The sequence below is a fragment of the Neisseria yangbaofengii genome (assembly GCF_014898075.1).
GTDB classification, from domain to species: domain Bacteria; phylum Pseudomonadota; class Gammaproteobacteria; order Burkholderiales; family Neisseriaceae; genus Neisseria; species Neisseria yangbaofengii.
On the sequence record NZ_CP062976.1, the window covers coordinates 1,817,729 to 1,833,252 of the forward strand.

Consider the following 15,524-nt stretch of genomic DNA (forward strand, 5'->3'; position numbering starts at 1 on the left):
ATGCCGTATGAAAGGCATATTCTGAAAGAAAATGGAATTTTAGGCGGTCAGGCCTTTTGTGTCAATTATTATCCGTATTTTAGTCGGGATTGAGGATAGAAAGCCGTCTGAACAATATGCTTTCAGACGGCCTTAAACTTACATGGCGTAATTCATCACTTCGGCAGAACCAACCGTTTTATCGCTAAACTCAAACGCAGTATAGCGATAGCTTTCACTGCTGAAGAAATTCTTCACGCTGACTTGGTCACCGTCACCATAGGCGTTGACCACTAAATCGTTACCCAAACGGCTAAATACGGAATCTGAGAACTCACTGTCCTCAAAAATCAGTAAATCAGTATGCTCGGCCTTATTACCGTAATCGGAAACAATATCCCGCCCGTGACCTTTGGCAAAGACGTAGGTATCGGCTTCGTAAGCACCTCCCTCCAGATAATCGTTGCCCGCTCCACCAGTCAGAATGTCCGAACCCGAACCGCCGTGCAATTCGTCGTCGCCTTCGCCGCCGATTAAGGTATCGTTACCATTATCGCCGTGGAGACTGTCGTTGCCTTCGCCGCCTTCGAGTAGGTCGTTACCCTCGCCGCCGTTCAGATAATCGTTACCCAAACCGCCGCGCAGGATATCGTTACCGTTGTAACCGTAGAGCGTATCATTGCCTTCGCCGCCGTCGAGGACGTCAACGGTATCCCAGCCGTAGAGGGTTTCGTTCCCGTCCGTACCGACACCTTCAACCTTTATATCCGCCATATCTTGGGCGGTAACGGTTTTGTCGTCGAAGGCGAAATCGTAGTAGCGATAGCTGCTGCTGTTAAAATAGCCCGATACGGTTACGCCGTCTTCATCGCCGTAGGCTTTGATAACCAAATCATTACCGTTGCGGGCAAATACCGCGTCGGCAAAGTTCGCACCCTCGAAGCGCAAGGTATCGGTGTGTTCGGTTTTCCAACCCGAATCGGAAACAATATCCCGTCCGTGACCTTTGGCGAAGATGTAGGTGTCGGCTTCACTGCCGCCACCGTACAGTTTGTCGTTGCCCGCTCCGCCGTTCAGAATGTCCGAACCCGAACCGCCGTGCAATTCGTCGTCGCCTTCGCCGCCGATTAAGGTATCGTTACCATTATCGCCGTGGAGACTGTCGTTGCCTTCGCCGCCTTCGAGTAGGTCGTTACCCTCGCCGCCGTTCAGATAATCGTTACCCAAACCGCCGCGCAGGATATCGTTACCGTTGTAACCGTAGAGCGTATCATTGCCTTCGCCGCCGTCGAGGACGTCAACGGTATCCCAGCCGTAGAGGGTTTCGTTCCCGTCCGTACCGACACCTTCAACCTTTATATCCGCCATGTCTTGGGCGGTAACGGTTTTGTCGTCGAAGGCGAAATCGTAGTAGCGATAGCTGCTGCTGTTAAAATAGCCCGATACGGTTACGCCGTCTTCATCGCCGTAGGCTTTGATAACCAAATCATTACCGTTGCGGGCAAATACCGCGTCGGCAAAGTTCGCACCCTCGAAGCGCAAGGTATCGGTGTGTTCGGTTTTCCAACCCGAATCGGAAACAATATCCCGTCCGTGACCTTTGGCGAAGATGTAGGTATCGGCTTCACTGCCGCCACCGTACAGTTTGTCGTTGCCCGCTCCGCCGTTCAGAATGTCCGAACCCGAACCGCCGTGCAATTCGTCGTCGCCTTCGCCGCCGATTAAGGTATCGTTACCATTATCGCCGTGGAGACTGTCGTTGCCTTCGCCGCCTTCGAGTAGGTCGTTACCCTCGCCGCCGTTCAGATAATCGTTACCCAAACCGCCGCGCAGGATATCGTTACCGTTGTAACCGTAGAGCGTATCATTGCCTTCGCCGCCGTCGAGGACGTCAACGGTATCCCAGCCGTAGAGGGTTTCGTTCCCGTCCGTACCGACACCTTCAACCTTTATATCCGCCATATCTTGGGCGGTAACGGTTTTGTCGTCGAAGGCGAAATCGTAGTAGCGATAGCTGCTGCTGTTAAAATAGCCCGATACGGTTACGCCGTCTTCATCGCCGTAGGCTTTGATAACCAAATCATTACCGTTGCGGGCAAATACCGCGTCGGCAAAGTTCGCACCCTCGAAGCGCAAGGTATCGGTGTGTTCGGTTTTCCAACCCGAATCGGAAACAATATCCCGTCCGTGACCTTTGGCGAAGATGTAGGTATCGGCTTCACTGCCGCCACCGTACAGTTTGTCGTTGCCCGCTCCGCCGTTCAGAATGTCCGAACCCGAACCGCCGTGCAATTCGTCGTCGCCTTCGCCGCCGATTAAGGTATCGTTACCATTATCGCCGTGGAGACTGTCGTTGCCTTCGCCGCCTTCGAGTAGGTCGTTACCCTCGCCGCCGTTCAGATAATCGTTACCCAAACCGCCGCGCAGGATATCGTTACCGTTGTAACCGTAGAGCGTATCATTGCCTTCGCCGCCGTCGAGGACGTCAACGGTATCCCAGCCGTAGAGGGTTTCGTTCCCGTCCGTACCGACACCTTCAACCTTTATATCCGCCATATCTTGGGCGGTAACGGTTTTGTCGTCGAAGGCGAAATCGTAGTAGCGATAGCTGCTGCTGTTAAAATAGCCCGATACGGTTACGCCGTCTTCATCGCCGTAGGCTTTGATAACCAAATCATTACCGTTGCGGGCAAATACCGCGTCGGCAAAGTTCGCACCCTCGAAGCGCAAGGTATCGGTGTGTTCGGTTTTCCAACCCGAATCGGAAACAATATCCCGTCCGTGACCTTTGGCGAAGATGTAGGTATCGGCTTCACTGCCGCCACCGTACAGTTTGTCGTTGCCCGCTCCGCCGTTCAGAATGTCCGAACCCGAACCGCCGTGCAATTCGTCGTCGCCTTCGCCGCCGATTAAGGTATCGTTACCATTATCGCCGTGGAGACTGTCGTTGCCTTCGCCGCCTTCGAGTAGGTCGTTACCCTCGCCGCCGTTCAGATAATCGTTACCCAAACCGCCGCGCAGGATATCGTTACCGTTGTAACCGTAGAGCGTATCATTGCCTTCGCCGCCGTCGAGGACGTCAACGGTATCCCAGCCGTAGAGGGTTTCGTTCCCGTCCGTACCGACACCTTCAACCTTTATATCCGCCATGTCTTGGGCGGTAACGGTTTTGTCGTCGAAGGCGAAATCGTAGTAGCGATAGCTGCTGCTGTTAAAATAGCCCGATACGGTTACGCCGTCTTCATCGCCGTAGGCTTTGATAACCAAATCATTACCGTTGCGGGCAAATACCGCGTCGGCAAAGTTCGCACCCTCGAAGCGTAAGGTATCGGTGTGTTCGGTTTTCCAACCCGAATCGGAAACAATATCCCGTCCGTGACCTTTGGCGAAGATGTAGGTGTCGGCTTCACTGCCGCCACCGTACAGTTTGTCGTTGCCCGCTCCGCCGTTCAGAATGTCCGAACCCGAACCGCCGTGCAATTCGTCGTCGCCTTCGCCGCCGATTAAGGTATCGTTACCATTATCGCCGTGGAGACTGTCGTTGCCTTCGCCGCCTTCGAGTAGGTCGTTACCCTCGCCGCCGTTCAGATAATCGTTACCCAAACCGCCGCGCAGGATATCGTTACCGTTGTAACCGTAGAGCGTATCATTGCCTTCGCCGCCGTCGAGGACGTCAACGGTATCCCAGCCGTAGAGGGTTTCGTTCCCGTCCGTACCGACACCTTCAACCTTTATATCCGCCATATCTTGGGCGGTAACGGTTTTGTCGTCGAAGGCGAAATCGTAGTAGCGATAGCTGCTGCTGTTAAAATAGCCCGATACGGTTACGCCGTCTTCATCGCCGTAGGCTTTGATAACCAAATCATTACCGTTGCGGGCAAATACCGCGTCGGCAAAGTTCGCACCCTCGAAGCGCAAGGTATCGGTGTGTTCGGTTTTCCAACCCGAATCGGAAACAATATCCCGTCCGTGACCTTTGGCGAAGATGTAGGTGTCGGCTTCACTGCCGCCACCGTACAGTTTGTCGTTGCCCGCTCCGCCGTTCAGAATGTCCGAACCCGAACCGCCGTGCAATTCGTCGTCGCCTTCGCCGCCGATTAAGGTATCGTTACCATTATCGCCGTGGAGACTGTCGTTGCCTTCGCCGCCTTCGAGTAGGTCGTTACCCTCGCCGCCGTTCAGATAATCGTTACCCAAACCGCCGCGCAGGATATCGTTACCGTTGTAACCGTAGAGCGTATCATTGCCTTCGCCGCCGTCGAGGACGTCAACGGTATCCCAGCCGTAGAGGGTTTCGTTCCCGTCCGTACCGACACCTTCAACCTTTATATCCGCCATGTCTTGGGCGGTAACGGTTTTGTCGTCGAAGGCGAAATCGTAGTAGCGATAGCTGCTGCTGTTAAAATAGCCCGATACGGTTACGCCGTCTTCATCGCCGTAGGCTTTGATAACCAAATCATTACCGTTGCGGGCAAATACCGCGTCGGCAAAGTTCGCACCCTCGAAGCGCAAGGTATCGGTGTGTTCGGTTTTCCAACCCGAATCGGAAACAATATCCCGTCCGTGACCTTTGGCGAAGATGTAGGTATCGGCTTCACTGCCGCCACCGTACAGTTTGTCGTTGCCCGCTCCGCCGTTCAGAATGTCCGAACCCGAACCGCCGTGCAATTCGTCGTCGCCTTCGCCGCCGTCGAGAATATCGTCGCCGCCGTAGCCGTATAAGGTGTCGTTGCCTTTACCGCCTAAAATCAGGTTGGCCAGTTCGTTGCCGTTTAAGTGGTCATCGCTTTCGCCACCGAGTTTATGTCCCAGCTTCGCCAGTGTTTCCGTACCCAGTATCTGTGCATATTGTTCAAAAGTGCCGTTTTCAACAGCTGCTTTGGCGTATTGCGCCATCAGTGACGACAATTCGGTCAAATTGCTAGTTGTTGTACTGTAAGCAATAAACTCGCCCAAATCCACAAACGCTTTTTCAGGGTTTTCAGCAAAAACGTCACCGAACTTGGCTGCTACACCACTGTAGTCCAATACGAATTCGTCATTTTCGATTTTCAAACCGATTTCGTTCAAATACGGCTGCAAACGGGTTTGGAACAACAGTGCTTGGTAGACATTGTTGTTAAGAGAATCATATGCCTTGTCGATAACCGAGAAAATGTGCTTGGTTTCTGTATCATTCATACTGAACATCACACGTGATTTTTCACCGGAGAACGCATCGAGTGTGGCGACTTTTTGGCGGTAGTGCTGGATTTTGTCCAAATATTCTTGCGGAATGGAATAACCCAGAATCAAACCGGCCTGAGTAGGCGTAAGGGCAACGCCTTCGTTGGCAGTTCGAATCATGGCGGTAGAGAAATTGAAACCGGCGTGATAATCCGGATCGGTTTTTGCCCAATCTTGAACCAGTTTATTCAGCAAAGCCTGTTGTTGTGCCTTAGTTTCCGCAACCGAATAAGCCTTAAGCGTTTCTGCCAACTCGGGCGACAATGCCGCTGCTTCGCGTAAATCGCGCAGACGACCGATGCCTTGCAGGTTCGCTGCTCGCATTTGTTCTTCGGTCAACTCAACCGAATCGGCATAGCGGCTGTGCAGATGATCAGCGGCCAAAAGCAAATCGCCCATTTCGCGCGTTGTACCGTCAGCAAGGGTGTAGCTGCCTTTTTGCGCGAGGGTGTTGCCGTTGTTTAAGCGGGTGTCCACATCTTGATAGGCGACATCAAGCGATTGGATATTGAGTTCGGCAAGGGTAAACAGTTCGCCTTCCTGGGATACGCCGTCTTGATTCAAATCGCGCCATACCTTGAGTTTGGCAAAATCAGCATCTTGGGCATCGACTTTGCCGTCTGAATTGGTATCAAACTCAGCCAAAGCGGCATAGCCGTGCGCGGCATTGCTGCCGTCTTTCAATACGGTGCCGTCTCCGAACAACTCGCCGCCGTTGTTGATCAGGCCGTCTGAATTGCGGTCGATAACCAATAAACCGTCGTCGGCAGCCACCCAGCCCGTTGCCGTGCGGATGCCGTCTTTGTCGTGGTCGAACAACGCGCCTTTGTAACCCTGCGTGCCGACGGTTTCGATACCGTCGCCGTCCAAATCGAGAACGAGCGGGTCGTAAACGTGGTATTTGCCGTCGCGGTTGATGTTTTGGTAGTCTTGGAAATCATGATCACAAATCCATTGATAATCCCTATTGAATTTCCGATATTGGTCAACTAAAAATTCTCCCACTTCCCTTCCTAGCCAAGCACCGCCATAAGCACCGGCACCAGATGCAGGAACCGCTCCTATGCCTCCTCCTAAAAATGCACCTGCTGCCGCTCCTCCTATACCTCCCAAATAAGAAGCAGTTGCTGATGTAAATTCAATAAAAGCTTGTTCATTATTTCCTTTATATAATTCGGCTGCTACCTGACTTCCTGCAATTAGTAGGCTGACATGACCAAATAATTTTGCAGAAGGTGTTTTGGCTAACTCGGCAGAACCAAATTTTTCAATAAACTTTTTAAATCCATCATCAGCACTAGACAACCCTGCTCCAATGGTATCGTTTGCTTCACTCCTCTTTGTATAAGAAGAGCATCCACAATTTTTAGTTGACATTTTCAATCTCCAAATATTTTTAGTTGAATTTAGTGAAAAAAGACTTTAATAATAATATGACTCCACATAGGAACCCTAACCAAGTTGAGCTTACTGAAAAAAAAACTATAAAATTAAATATCAGTAAAAATATTTTATAATTAGAAACTAAAAAAATTACGCTTCCAATTTTAGGAAATTTTATAAAGTCTAAATCTAAAATCTGATATATTGATAAAAATACAACCCAACTATATATAATTAGTACAAATAATTTTTTAAAAATGTTACATTCCGCTATTTTGGTTTCTGTTTCATAAGGAGATAATACATAGAAACCTGTGTAAAACAAAAGCCTGTTACTGTTTCTAATTTCCTCGAATATACTTGGATGTTTTTTATCAAAAAAATATTTTAGTAACAGCGCATTTACAAAAAAATTTATAGGGACAAGCATCAAAGAATTAATAAAAGTAATTTGCAAGGAATTATTTATTTCTATTGAATTTACTGATTTTATTAAAAATAGATTAATAATTTCATGCCGGATAATATTCAAATTGATACCAACAGGGAAATAAATAACAAAAATGACTAGTAAGACAGTTACAAAAAATACTAAATAATTTATTCTTAGACCCCAAAGAATATATTTCATTTATTTACCTCTTATGTCTTCACATCAGTATGCCGTCTGAAATATCTGCCCGACCCTTAACTTGCCCTTAAAACCCTATGTCATCATCACATACCCCCACCGCGTATTCTACAAACCAATCATATTTCAAAAATGACTTTCGTATAATCGGTTATTCTGTATATCAAACGGAAAAATATGTTGGCTTTTGTAAAATAACCTAAATGACATTTATGTTTCATACCAAATAAATCCGCCTGAAAATCCACTTTGATTTTCGGGACAGTACCTACGAATTGTACAATCAAAAAGCCGTCTGAAAATTTCATAAATTTTCAGACGGCTTTTTATAAATTTCAAAATCTTATTTGGCAAAACTGTCTTTTAGGGTTACGGTACGGTTGAATACCGGCTGTTCGGCGCTGTGGTCTTTGCGGTCGGTTACGAAATAACCGATGCGCTCGAATTGCCAGTGGCTTTCGGGTGGCAAGGTGGCTGCCACGGGCTCGGCGTAGGCGGTGATTTCTTTTACTGATTCGGGATTCAGGAAATCGGTAAACGGCAGATATTCGCCGTCTTCACCGCGAATGGCATCCGGACGTGCTTCGGTAAACAAGCGGTCGTACAGGCGCACTTTGATTTCGGCAGCATGTTCGGCAGACACCCAGTGAATCACGCCTTTTACCTTGCGGCCTTCGGGATTTTTGCCCAGCGTGTCGTGGTCAATGCTGCATTTGAGTTCGGTAATGTGGCCGTCTGAATCTTTAACCATTTCATCGCACTTCATCACATAGCCGTGGCGCAGGCGCACTTCGCCGCCTAGGGTTAAACGTTTCCAACCTTTTGGCGGCTCTTCGGCAAAGTCATCTGCTTCGATGTAAATCGTTTGTGAAACCGGGACTTCACGCCCGCCCATTTCTTCGTGGTTCGGGTGATAGGCAGCACGGCGGCTTTGGGTTTTGCCGGCTTCAAAATTGGTCAAGGTAACTTTCAACGGGTTCAATACCGCCATCAGGCGCGGGGAGGAGTTTTCCAATTCTTCGCGAATCGCACCTTCCAAAACACTCATGTCGACCACATTTTCCGATTTGGAAATACCCACGCGCTTGGCAAACAGACGCAAGCCTTCGGGCGTGTAGCCTCGGCGGCGCATACCGGAAATGGTCGGCATACGCGGGTCGTCCCAGCCGGATACATGGCCGTCTGAAACCAATTGGTTCAATTTTCGTTTCGATGTAATCGAATACAGCAATTCCAAGCGTGAAAATTCGTATTGACGCGGTCGGGTAGGATTCGGCGCAGGGATATTGTCGAGTACCCAATCATACAGCGGACGATGCGATTCAAATTCCAGCGTACACAGCGAATGGGTAATGCCTTCGATGGCATCGGAAATGGCGTGGGTGTAGTCGTACATCGGATAGATGCACCATTTGTCGCCGGTATTGTGGTGATGCGCACGGCGGATGCGGTAAATCACAGGGTCGCGCAGGTTGACGTTGCCCGCGGCCATGTCGATTTTCAAGCGCAGGGTTTTACTACCGTCGGCAAATTCGCCATCGCGCATTTTGTAGAACAAAGTCAAGTTTTCTTCAATGCTGCGGTCGCGGTAAGGGCTGTTTTTACCCGGCTCGGTCAGCGTGCCGCGGTATTCGCGTATTTCTTCGGCGGTCAAATCATCGACATACGCTTTGCCTTCTTGAATCAAACCGACAGCATAATCGAACAGTTGATCGAAATAATTAGACGCATAGCGCGGCTCGCCCGACCATTCGAAGCCCAACCAGCGCACGTCTTCTTTAATTGAATTGACGTATTCGTCGCTCTCTTTTTCAGGGTTGGTGTCGTCAAAACGCAGGTTGCACAAGCCGTCGTAAACATAAGCCAAACCGAAGTTCAGGCAGATGGATTTGGCATGGCCGATGTGCAGGTAGCCGTTTGGCTCGGGCGGGAAACGGGTTTGCACGGTGCTGTGTTTGCCGCTTTGCAAATCGTCTTCGATGATGGTGCGGATGAAGTGGTTGTCCGCAAATTGTTCTTTATTCAGCATAAAATCGTCTTTATAAAAGATAAGGATTCAGACGGCCTATCAGATTTTAACAGGCCGTCTGAACAAAATTTTGAAAAATGGATTGTACCTGAGATGTCGGATTTGATAAATCGTTTAGGAAAAAGGTTGGGTTGCTGCCAAACAAGGATAGCGCGCATTCATTTCGTCTGCCCACACGGCCAATTCGGCAAAACCTGCCATTGTGCCGGCTTCGGTCAACGCGTTGCGGAAACGGAGAAAATCAATCGCACACACGGCATTGAGCGTGCCGATATTCAATTTTGTGCCAAATGGCCGGATGACTTCGGCCAACACCGGCAGCGTACGCGTGTTGCGCCGGATAATCTGCGTATGGCGCGATTGCCACCACCCGGATTCAGGGCGCAACAGTTTTTCACCTACCATAGTAATGGTGTTGTCCAGCATACCTGCGGCCAAATCGTGAAGATTCAAGATTTCCCAACGCTGCGATCCTTGCGGATATAAAGTGTCGCCGCTGCCGTGTGCATCAAGGTATTCGGCGATGACATTGCTGCTGTAAAGCCATTTGCCCTCATCGGTTTGCAAAACCGGAATTCGGCCGAGCGGCGTGTCGCGGTTGTGTTCGGCTTGTTCGGAAAACGCTGCGCCGCTGATGAGATGGGCTTCAATCTGTGTATCCAAGCCATGATAAGCAGCCACAGCACGCACCTTGCGCACATACGGGCTGGTATTGGAATACCACAATTTCATGTTCTGCTCCTAAAATTAGCGCGTAGGCGGCGTGAGCCATTCCACACCGGCGCTGTCGAGAATTTTGCGCATATTGTCGGCCGGTGCGCGGTCGGTAAACACTTTATCGAATTCGGTAATATTGCCTAAGCGCACCAAGGCATTGCTGTTAAATTTGGTGTGATCTACACCCAAAAATTTCACGCGCGCATTGTTCATCATTGCCTGCATCACACTGACTTCTTTGTAGTCATAATCCAAGAGCGAGCCGTCTTCTTCCACACCGTGCGTACTCATCACCGCATAATCAACTTTGAATTGATTGATGAAATCCACAGTAGCCACGCCGGTAACGCCGCCGTCAATCGGACGCACCACGCCGGAAGTGATGATGACAATGTAATCACTGCGGGAAGATGCCATTGATGCGACGTAAATATTGTTGGTAATGATGCGTAAGTTGCGGCGCTGCTTAATCAGCGCGGCGGCCACGGCTTCCATGGTGGTGCCGATACTGAGAAAAAGCGAGGCATTATCGGGAATTTGATCGGCAATCAGTTGCGCAATGGCGTTTTTCTCTTCCTGATGGCTGTTGCGCTTGCCTTGTTGCAATTCACTTTCTAAAACATCACCCAAAGTTGCTCCGCCGTGATAGCGGCGCAGTACGTTTTCTTCGCTCAATAAATTGATGTCGCGGCGGATGGTTTGCGGGGTTACACCCAATTCTTTGGCCAATTGGTCGATGGACATATAATGCTGTGCACGCACCAATTCGATGATTTTTTCGTGTCTTTGGATTCGTGGTTTCATGGTGTTCTCTTTTGTGTGGTTTACCGTATTGTTCTTATGCCGACTACATTCTTAGAATTTTGCCAAATTTTGTTAACTACTTCAACCGAATGAGGAAAAAACCACCATTAAAAACGGTGCTGCCACGTTGACGATAAAGCCGAAACTAATCGCCAGCGGCACAGCAGCCAAACCGCCCGAGCTTTGAATAATCGGCAAGGTGAAATCCAGGCTGGTCGCACCGCCCACACCCACTGCCGCACTCGGGTGGCGGCGCATCAACATCGGGATAAACACCAGCGCAAAAAATTCTCGCCCCAAATCGTTCAAGAGCATAATGCTGCCCCACACCGCGCCATAGGCTTCAGTCATTACTAAGCCCGATAAGGAATACCAACCGAAGCCCGAAGCCAAAGCCAGCCCTTTCAGCCAAGATACGTCTTCATTCAACGCGGCAAACAGCAAACCGCCGGCCAGCGACGATACCATCATAATCATGGCCGTCTGAACACCGCGTTTGTTAATCAATACCTGACGCAAGCTCACACCGCTACCGTTCAACTGGATACCGATTAGCAATACCAGCGCCATCAGGCAATACATGCCCAAGTTTGCAGACGGCAACCACACATCGGCCATCAGTTTGCCGGACACAAAACCCAAAGCCACGCAACCGAGCTGTTGCGCACTGCCCGATAGGCTGACACCGGCTTTCTTGCCCGAATCTTTGACCTGCCACGGAAAGCGGCGGTCAAACCACATCAAGGCCAGCAGATTCATGCCGATGGTACAGGCAAATAACAATAAGGTCGTCAGCACGATGGTATTGATCTGCGAACCCAAATTCTCCACGCGTGAGAGCGACACGCCGATTAAAAACAGCACGGCATACACCAGCGCCACCAGCATTTTATCCACCAAGGCCAAATAAGGTTTGGGCAGGCGGATAAAAAAGCCGAGAAACATCGGCACCAACACCGACAATAGGGTTGTCAAACTTTCCATTTTTTCCCACATCAAAGGCGAGACCTTTGCAAAATACTTCAAAAGCCAACGCACAAAAACGACGTCATTCCCGCGCAAACGGAAATCCATTTTTTGAGCATGGCAAACTATTGAATAAAATAGGTTACCTGAATGCTTAAGACGGATTCCGGCCTACGCGGGAATGACGGCTGTTTTGGTTTTATTGGTGGTTCATGAGGCCTACAAAGGTTTCAGGCCGTCTGAAAACCTTTCAGACGGCCTCTGCTTCAGATTAATCAATGCAATTCGTTTTGCGCTTCGTATTTGCCTTCCAAGCGCTCGATACAGCCGCCCAAGTGACGGCGTAACAGCTTCAATACCCGCGTGCGTTTACCGGCGGCGAGCAAATCCAAAATTTCACGGTGTTCGCTATAGGTATGGCCGCTGGTGCGGTGGCCGTGGCCGTGGCTGCGTTCGCCGAAGACCGCCACAATCAGCGATGAGCGGGCGCACAAGGTATTCATGATTTCAAACAACACGTCATTATCCAGCAGGCGCACCAATTCAACGTGGAAGGCATTGGCCAAGCGGTTCCAGCCTACACTGTCGCCGTTTACCGACGCTTCCGCTTCACGTTCAATCATGTCATACATGGGCTGCAGACGCGTTTCCAAATCCGGCAATTCAAGCAACAAATTGAAAATCATGGTTTCCAACTCGATGCGCGACTTGTACACATCTTGAATTTCTTTCAAATCCGGCACATGCACGAATGCACCGCGATTGGGCTGCAAATCGACGATTTTATCGTGCGCCAACAGCGACAAAGCGCTGCGCACGGTATTGCGCGAACACGCCATCTGGCGGCACAAATCGGATTCGGTCAGCTTCTTGCCCGGCAGCAAAACGTGGTCGGTAATGGCATCCAAAATAGATGCATAAACGCGGAAAAGCTCGGAATCGTGCCGCTCTTCCAAAATTAATGAAGATGTCGCCGGTGCAGTATTGGTTGCGGTATGATTTGATTTATTTTGGTTATTCATTTGATTTTCCTAGCAATTTTATTTGCACAAACGGGTTATTTACAATATTAATAAAATTTGTTGACAATTCAGAACATAAATTGCACAATAACTCTAAAGAAAAGCCAAGTATTACAAGGCGGTTAAATAGAGAGAAAAGGTTCAAATCGGCAGATATATTCAAGATACAGCTTGAATATATCTGCTTTTTTGATAGGCGATTTGCAAGCAGATGTTGCTTAATATCCATTGAGCCCGCCCTATTATGCTGTTGGGACGGCCTTTTGCACCATTTCTCCGCACGCGCCGTAACAAGGTTATTTTACCTGAAAACCGCCTGATTAATTCAATTTTGAATAAGGCCGTCTGAAAAATCAGGCTTCAACCACTTCAAAACTGTGCGTTACTCTCGCCGCTTTGCCCAACATAATCGACGCAGAGCAGTATTTTTCCGCCGACAATTCCACCGCTTTGGCAATCGCGGTTTCTTTCAAATCATGGCCGATGACTTTGAAATGAATATGGATTTCGGTAAACACGCGCGGCGCTTCATCGGCGCGCTTGGCTGTTACCGTGGTTTGGCAATCGACTACTTTTTGACGTTGCTTTTCGGCAATCATCACCACATCAATGCTGGAACAACCGGCCACGCCCAGCAACAACATTTCCATCGGGCTGGCACCGCGCTTTAGCGCGCCTTCCGCCGCCGCACCTTCCATCACCACGCTGTGTCCGCCTTCTGTAGTGCCGACAAAACACATTCCGTCCAACCATTTTGATGTAACTTGCATATTCTATACTTTCTTAAAAACTGCCGCGCTGGATTCCGGTACGGCTTCAATGCCGCGTATTGTAAACAATTCTATGTCAAATTACCAATGCTGCTGATAGGGAGGTAATTTTTCCCGGTACGCAAAAAGATGCCGTGCTTAACGTAACTCGGAGCAATATTCTCGCCATAAGTTTTTTGCTTCAAAGCATGATGTTAAAAGCATGATGTTATTAGATGCATAAATCTACTGATGAAATATCCATACTCAAGGCCGTCTGAAAATGATTTTTCAGACGGCCTCTTACTCGCAACCATCAATCTTTGTAAGCCCAGTGATTGACCGGCCCGTGACCCGCGCCGATGTTCAGCGGCTGGCTGATGGCGGCGGTGATGTAGTCTTTCGCGGTCTGCACGGCTTGCTCTACTGCAAAGCCTTTGGCCAGTTCAGCGGTAATGCAGGCGGAAAAGGTACAGCCGGTGCCGTGGGTGTGCAGCGTCGGGAAACGCAGGCTTTCCATTTCGACCACATCGTCAGGCGTAAACAGCCAATCGGTGCAGACTTCGCTTTGGCTGTTGTTCAGATGGCCGCCTTTAATCACCACATGCTTCACACCCGCTTCTTGCAGCAGCCGCGCGGCACGTTCGGCATCTTGGCGGTTGTCGATTCTCACTCCGGTCAAGGCTTCGGCTTCAGGCAGGTTGGGCGTGAGCACATCGGTACGCGGCAATAAATGCTTTTTCATCGCTTCCACCGCCGAATTGTGCAACAGCGACGCGCCGCCTTTGGCAATCATCACCGGATCGAGCACCATTTGTCCGAAGCGGCAATTTTGCAGATTATCGGCCACGCATTCAATGATTTCCGCCGTGCCGAGCATACCGAGCTTAAACGCGTGGATGTCGAAATCATCAGCCAACGCTTTGATTTGCGCGGTGATGATGCCGGTCGGTACAAAATGGATGCCGTGTACACCCAAAGTATTTTGCGCCGTTACCGCCGTCAGCACGCTGGTGCCGAACACGCCGCGCATTTGGAAGGTTTTCAAATCGGCCTGAATACCCGCACCGCCGCCCGAATCGGAACCGGCAATGGTTAAACTTTGTACCAATGTTTCTGCCATTTTTATTCTCCTTAAATCCTTCAGGTGGCCTATTAATCATGCCGTCTGAAAAACTTTTTCAAAAAATGATTATGCATTTGTCTGTTCAGACGGCCTCGACACGCGCTTTGCCGGCCAAATCTTGTACGGTGGTCACAGCCAAACTGTCGATTAATTTCACACCGAACGTGCCGCTTTGACGTTCGTCCAAACCCTGTGCGGCGGTTTCACCGGCTACAGCGTAAAAGGTGCAGGCCGCCGTTACTGCGGACAAACCACCACCCTTCTCCGATGCCAAAAACGCAGCAATCACGGCACCGAGCAAGCAACCTGATGCGGTGATTTTCGGAAACAGCGGCGTGTTGTTTTTCACGGCAAAAGTCGATTGGCCGTCTGAAACATAATCGGTCTCGCCGCTTACCGCCACAATACATTGATATTTCTGCGCCACTGCCGCCGCAATCTGCGCCGCATTGGCCGCTCCCTGCCCTGCATCCACGCCTTTGCCCTGCCATTTCTCTCCGGCGATAAAACCGATTTCGGCCGCATTGCCGCGTATCGCCGTAAACTTGATTTCTTCGAGCAAACGCGCCACGGTTTCACGGCGCAGAGGTGTCGCCGCCACGCCCACAGGATCGAGCACCACCGGAATGCCGCGCGCATTGGCCGCTTTTCCGGCGGCAAACATCGCCGCGATGGTGGATTGCTCCAACGTACCGATGTTAATCAGCAAGGTATCGCAAACCGCCGCCATATCCGCCATTTCGTCAGCTTCGTTGGCCATAATCGGCGAAGCCCCCGCCGCCAGCAAACCGTTGGCGGTGAAATGCGCGGCCACTGTATTGGTGATGCTGTGTACCAAAGGATTGCGCGCGCGCATGCGGTCCAGACAGGCAAAATTCATGATGGTTTCCTT

9 protein-coding genes are annotated in these 15,524 nt (G+C 50.0%); all 9 read right to left on the bottom strand.

Annotated elements, in window-relative coordinates; genetic code table 11:
* Nucleotides 1–138: 138 nt before the first annotated feature.
* The 9 genes from H4O27_RS08885 to thiM all read right to left on the bottom strand — a co-directional run bounded on the left by H4O27_RS08885 (nucleotide 139) and on the right by thiM (nucleotide 15,512).
* Complete coding sequence (locus H4O27_RS08885) at nucleotides 139–6,210, bottom strand: calcium-binding protein (protein WP_193004243.1); 6,072 nt, start codon at nucleotides 6,208–6,210, stop codon at nucleotides 139–141.
* Between the two features lie 1,352 nt (nucleotides 6,211–7,562).
* Nucleotides 7,563–9,248 (bottom strand): glutamine--tRNA ligase/YqeY domain fusion protein, encoded by a 1,686-nt coding sequence (locus H4O27_RS08890; protein ID WP_165010708.1) that lies wholly within the window; start codon nucleotides 9,246–9,248, stop codon nucleotides 7,563–7,565.
* A 114-nt stretch (nucleotides 9,249–9,362) separates the two neighbouring features.
* Entirely contained in the window at nucleotides 9,363–9,980 is a 618-nt protein-coding gene (locus H4O27_RS08895; RefSeq protein ID WP_165010710.1) for a glutathione S-transferase family protein, read from the bottom strand.
* 15 nt (nucleotides 9,981–9,995) lie between these two features.
* Nucleotides 9,996–10,769, bottom strand: coding sequence for a DeoR/GlpR family DNA-binding transcription regulator (locus tag H4O27_RS08900; protein WP_165010712.1), 774 nt, complete (start codon nucleotides 10,767–10,769; stop codon nucleotides 9,996–9,998).
* A gap of 81 nt (nucleotides 10,770–10,850) precedes the next feature.
* Entirely contained in the window at nucleotides 10,851–11,753 is a 903-nt protein-coding gene (locus H4O27_RS08905; protein ID WP_165010713.1) for a LysO family transporter, read from the bottom strand.
* 257 nt (nucleotides 11,754–12,010) lie between these two features.
* Nucleotides 12,011–12,757, bottom strand: a complete 747-nt coding sequence (locus H4O27_RS08910; RefSeq protein WP_165010715.1) for a GntR family transcriptional regulator — start codon at nucleotides 12,755–12,757, stop codon at nucleotides 12,011–12,013.
* Nucleotides 12,758–13,110: 353 nt separating this feature from the next.
* Nucleotides 13,111–13,527, bottom strand: a complete 417-nt coding sequence (locus tag H4O27_RS08915) for an OsmC family protein (RefSeq protein ID WP_165010717.1) — start codon at nucleotides 13,525–13,527, stop codon at nucleotides 13,111–13,113.
* A 295-nt stretch (nucleotides 13,528–13,822) separates the two neighbouring features.
* Nucleotides 13,823–14,629 (bottom strand): bifunctional hydroxymethylpyrimidine kinase/phosphomethylpyrimidine kinase, encoded by an 807-nt coding sequence (thiD, locus tag H4O27_RS08920; protein WP_165010719.1) that lies wholly within the window; start codon nucleotides 14,627–14,629, stop codon nucleotides 13,823–13,825.
* An 85-nt stretch (nucleotides 14,630–14,714) separates the two neighbouring features.
* On the bottom strand, nucleotides 14,715–15,512 hold the full coding sequence (thiM, locus tag H4O27_RS08925) for a hydroxyethylthiazole kinase (RefSeq protein WP_165010721.1): 798 nt from the start codon (nucleotides 15,510–15,512) through the stop codon (nucleotides 14,715–14,717).
* Nucleotides 15,513–15,524: the final 12 nt, after the last annotated feature.

Bases quoted from the DNA above. Each gene is read 5' to 3' on its own strand.
- H4O27_RS08900 (WP_165010712.1), bottom strand. From the start codon at position 10,769: ATGAAACCACGAATCCAAAGACACGAAAAAATCATCGAATTGGTGCGT.
- H4O27_RS08890 (WP_165010708.1), bottom strand. From the start codon at position 9,248: ATGCTGAATAAAGAACAATTTGCGGACAACCACTTCATCCGCACCATC.
- H4O27_RS08915 (WP_165010717.1), bottom strand. From the start codon at position 13,527: ATGCAAGTTACATCAAAATGGTTGGACGGAATGTGTTTTGTCGGCACT.
- H4O27_RS08895 (WP_165010710.1), bottom strand. From the start codon at position 9,980: ATGAAATTGTGGTATTCCAATACCAGCCCGTATGTGCGCAAGGTGCGT.
- H4O27_RS08905 (WP_165010713.1), bottom strand. From the start codon at position 11,753: ATGGAAAGTTTGACAACCCTATTGTCGGTGTTGGTGCCGATGTTTCTC.
- thiD (WP_165010719.1), bottom strand. From the start codon at position 14,629: ATGGCAGAAACATTGGTACAAAGTTTAACCATTGCCGGTTCCGATTCG.
- thiM (WP_165010721.1), bottom strand. From the start codon at position 15,512: ATGAATTTTGCCTGTCTGGACCGCATGCGCGCGCGCAATCCTTTGGTA.
- H4O27_RS08910 (WP_165010715.1), bottom strand. From the start codon at position 12,757: ATGAATAACCAAAATAAATCAAATCATACCGCAACCAATACTGCACCG.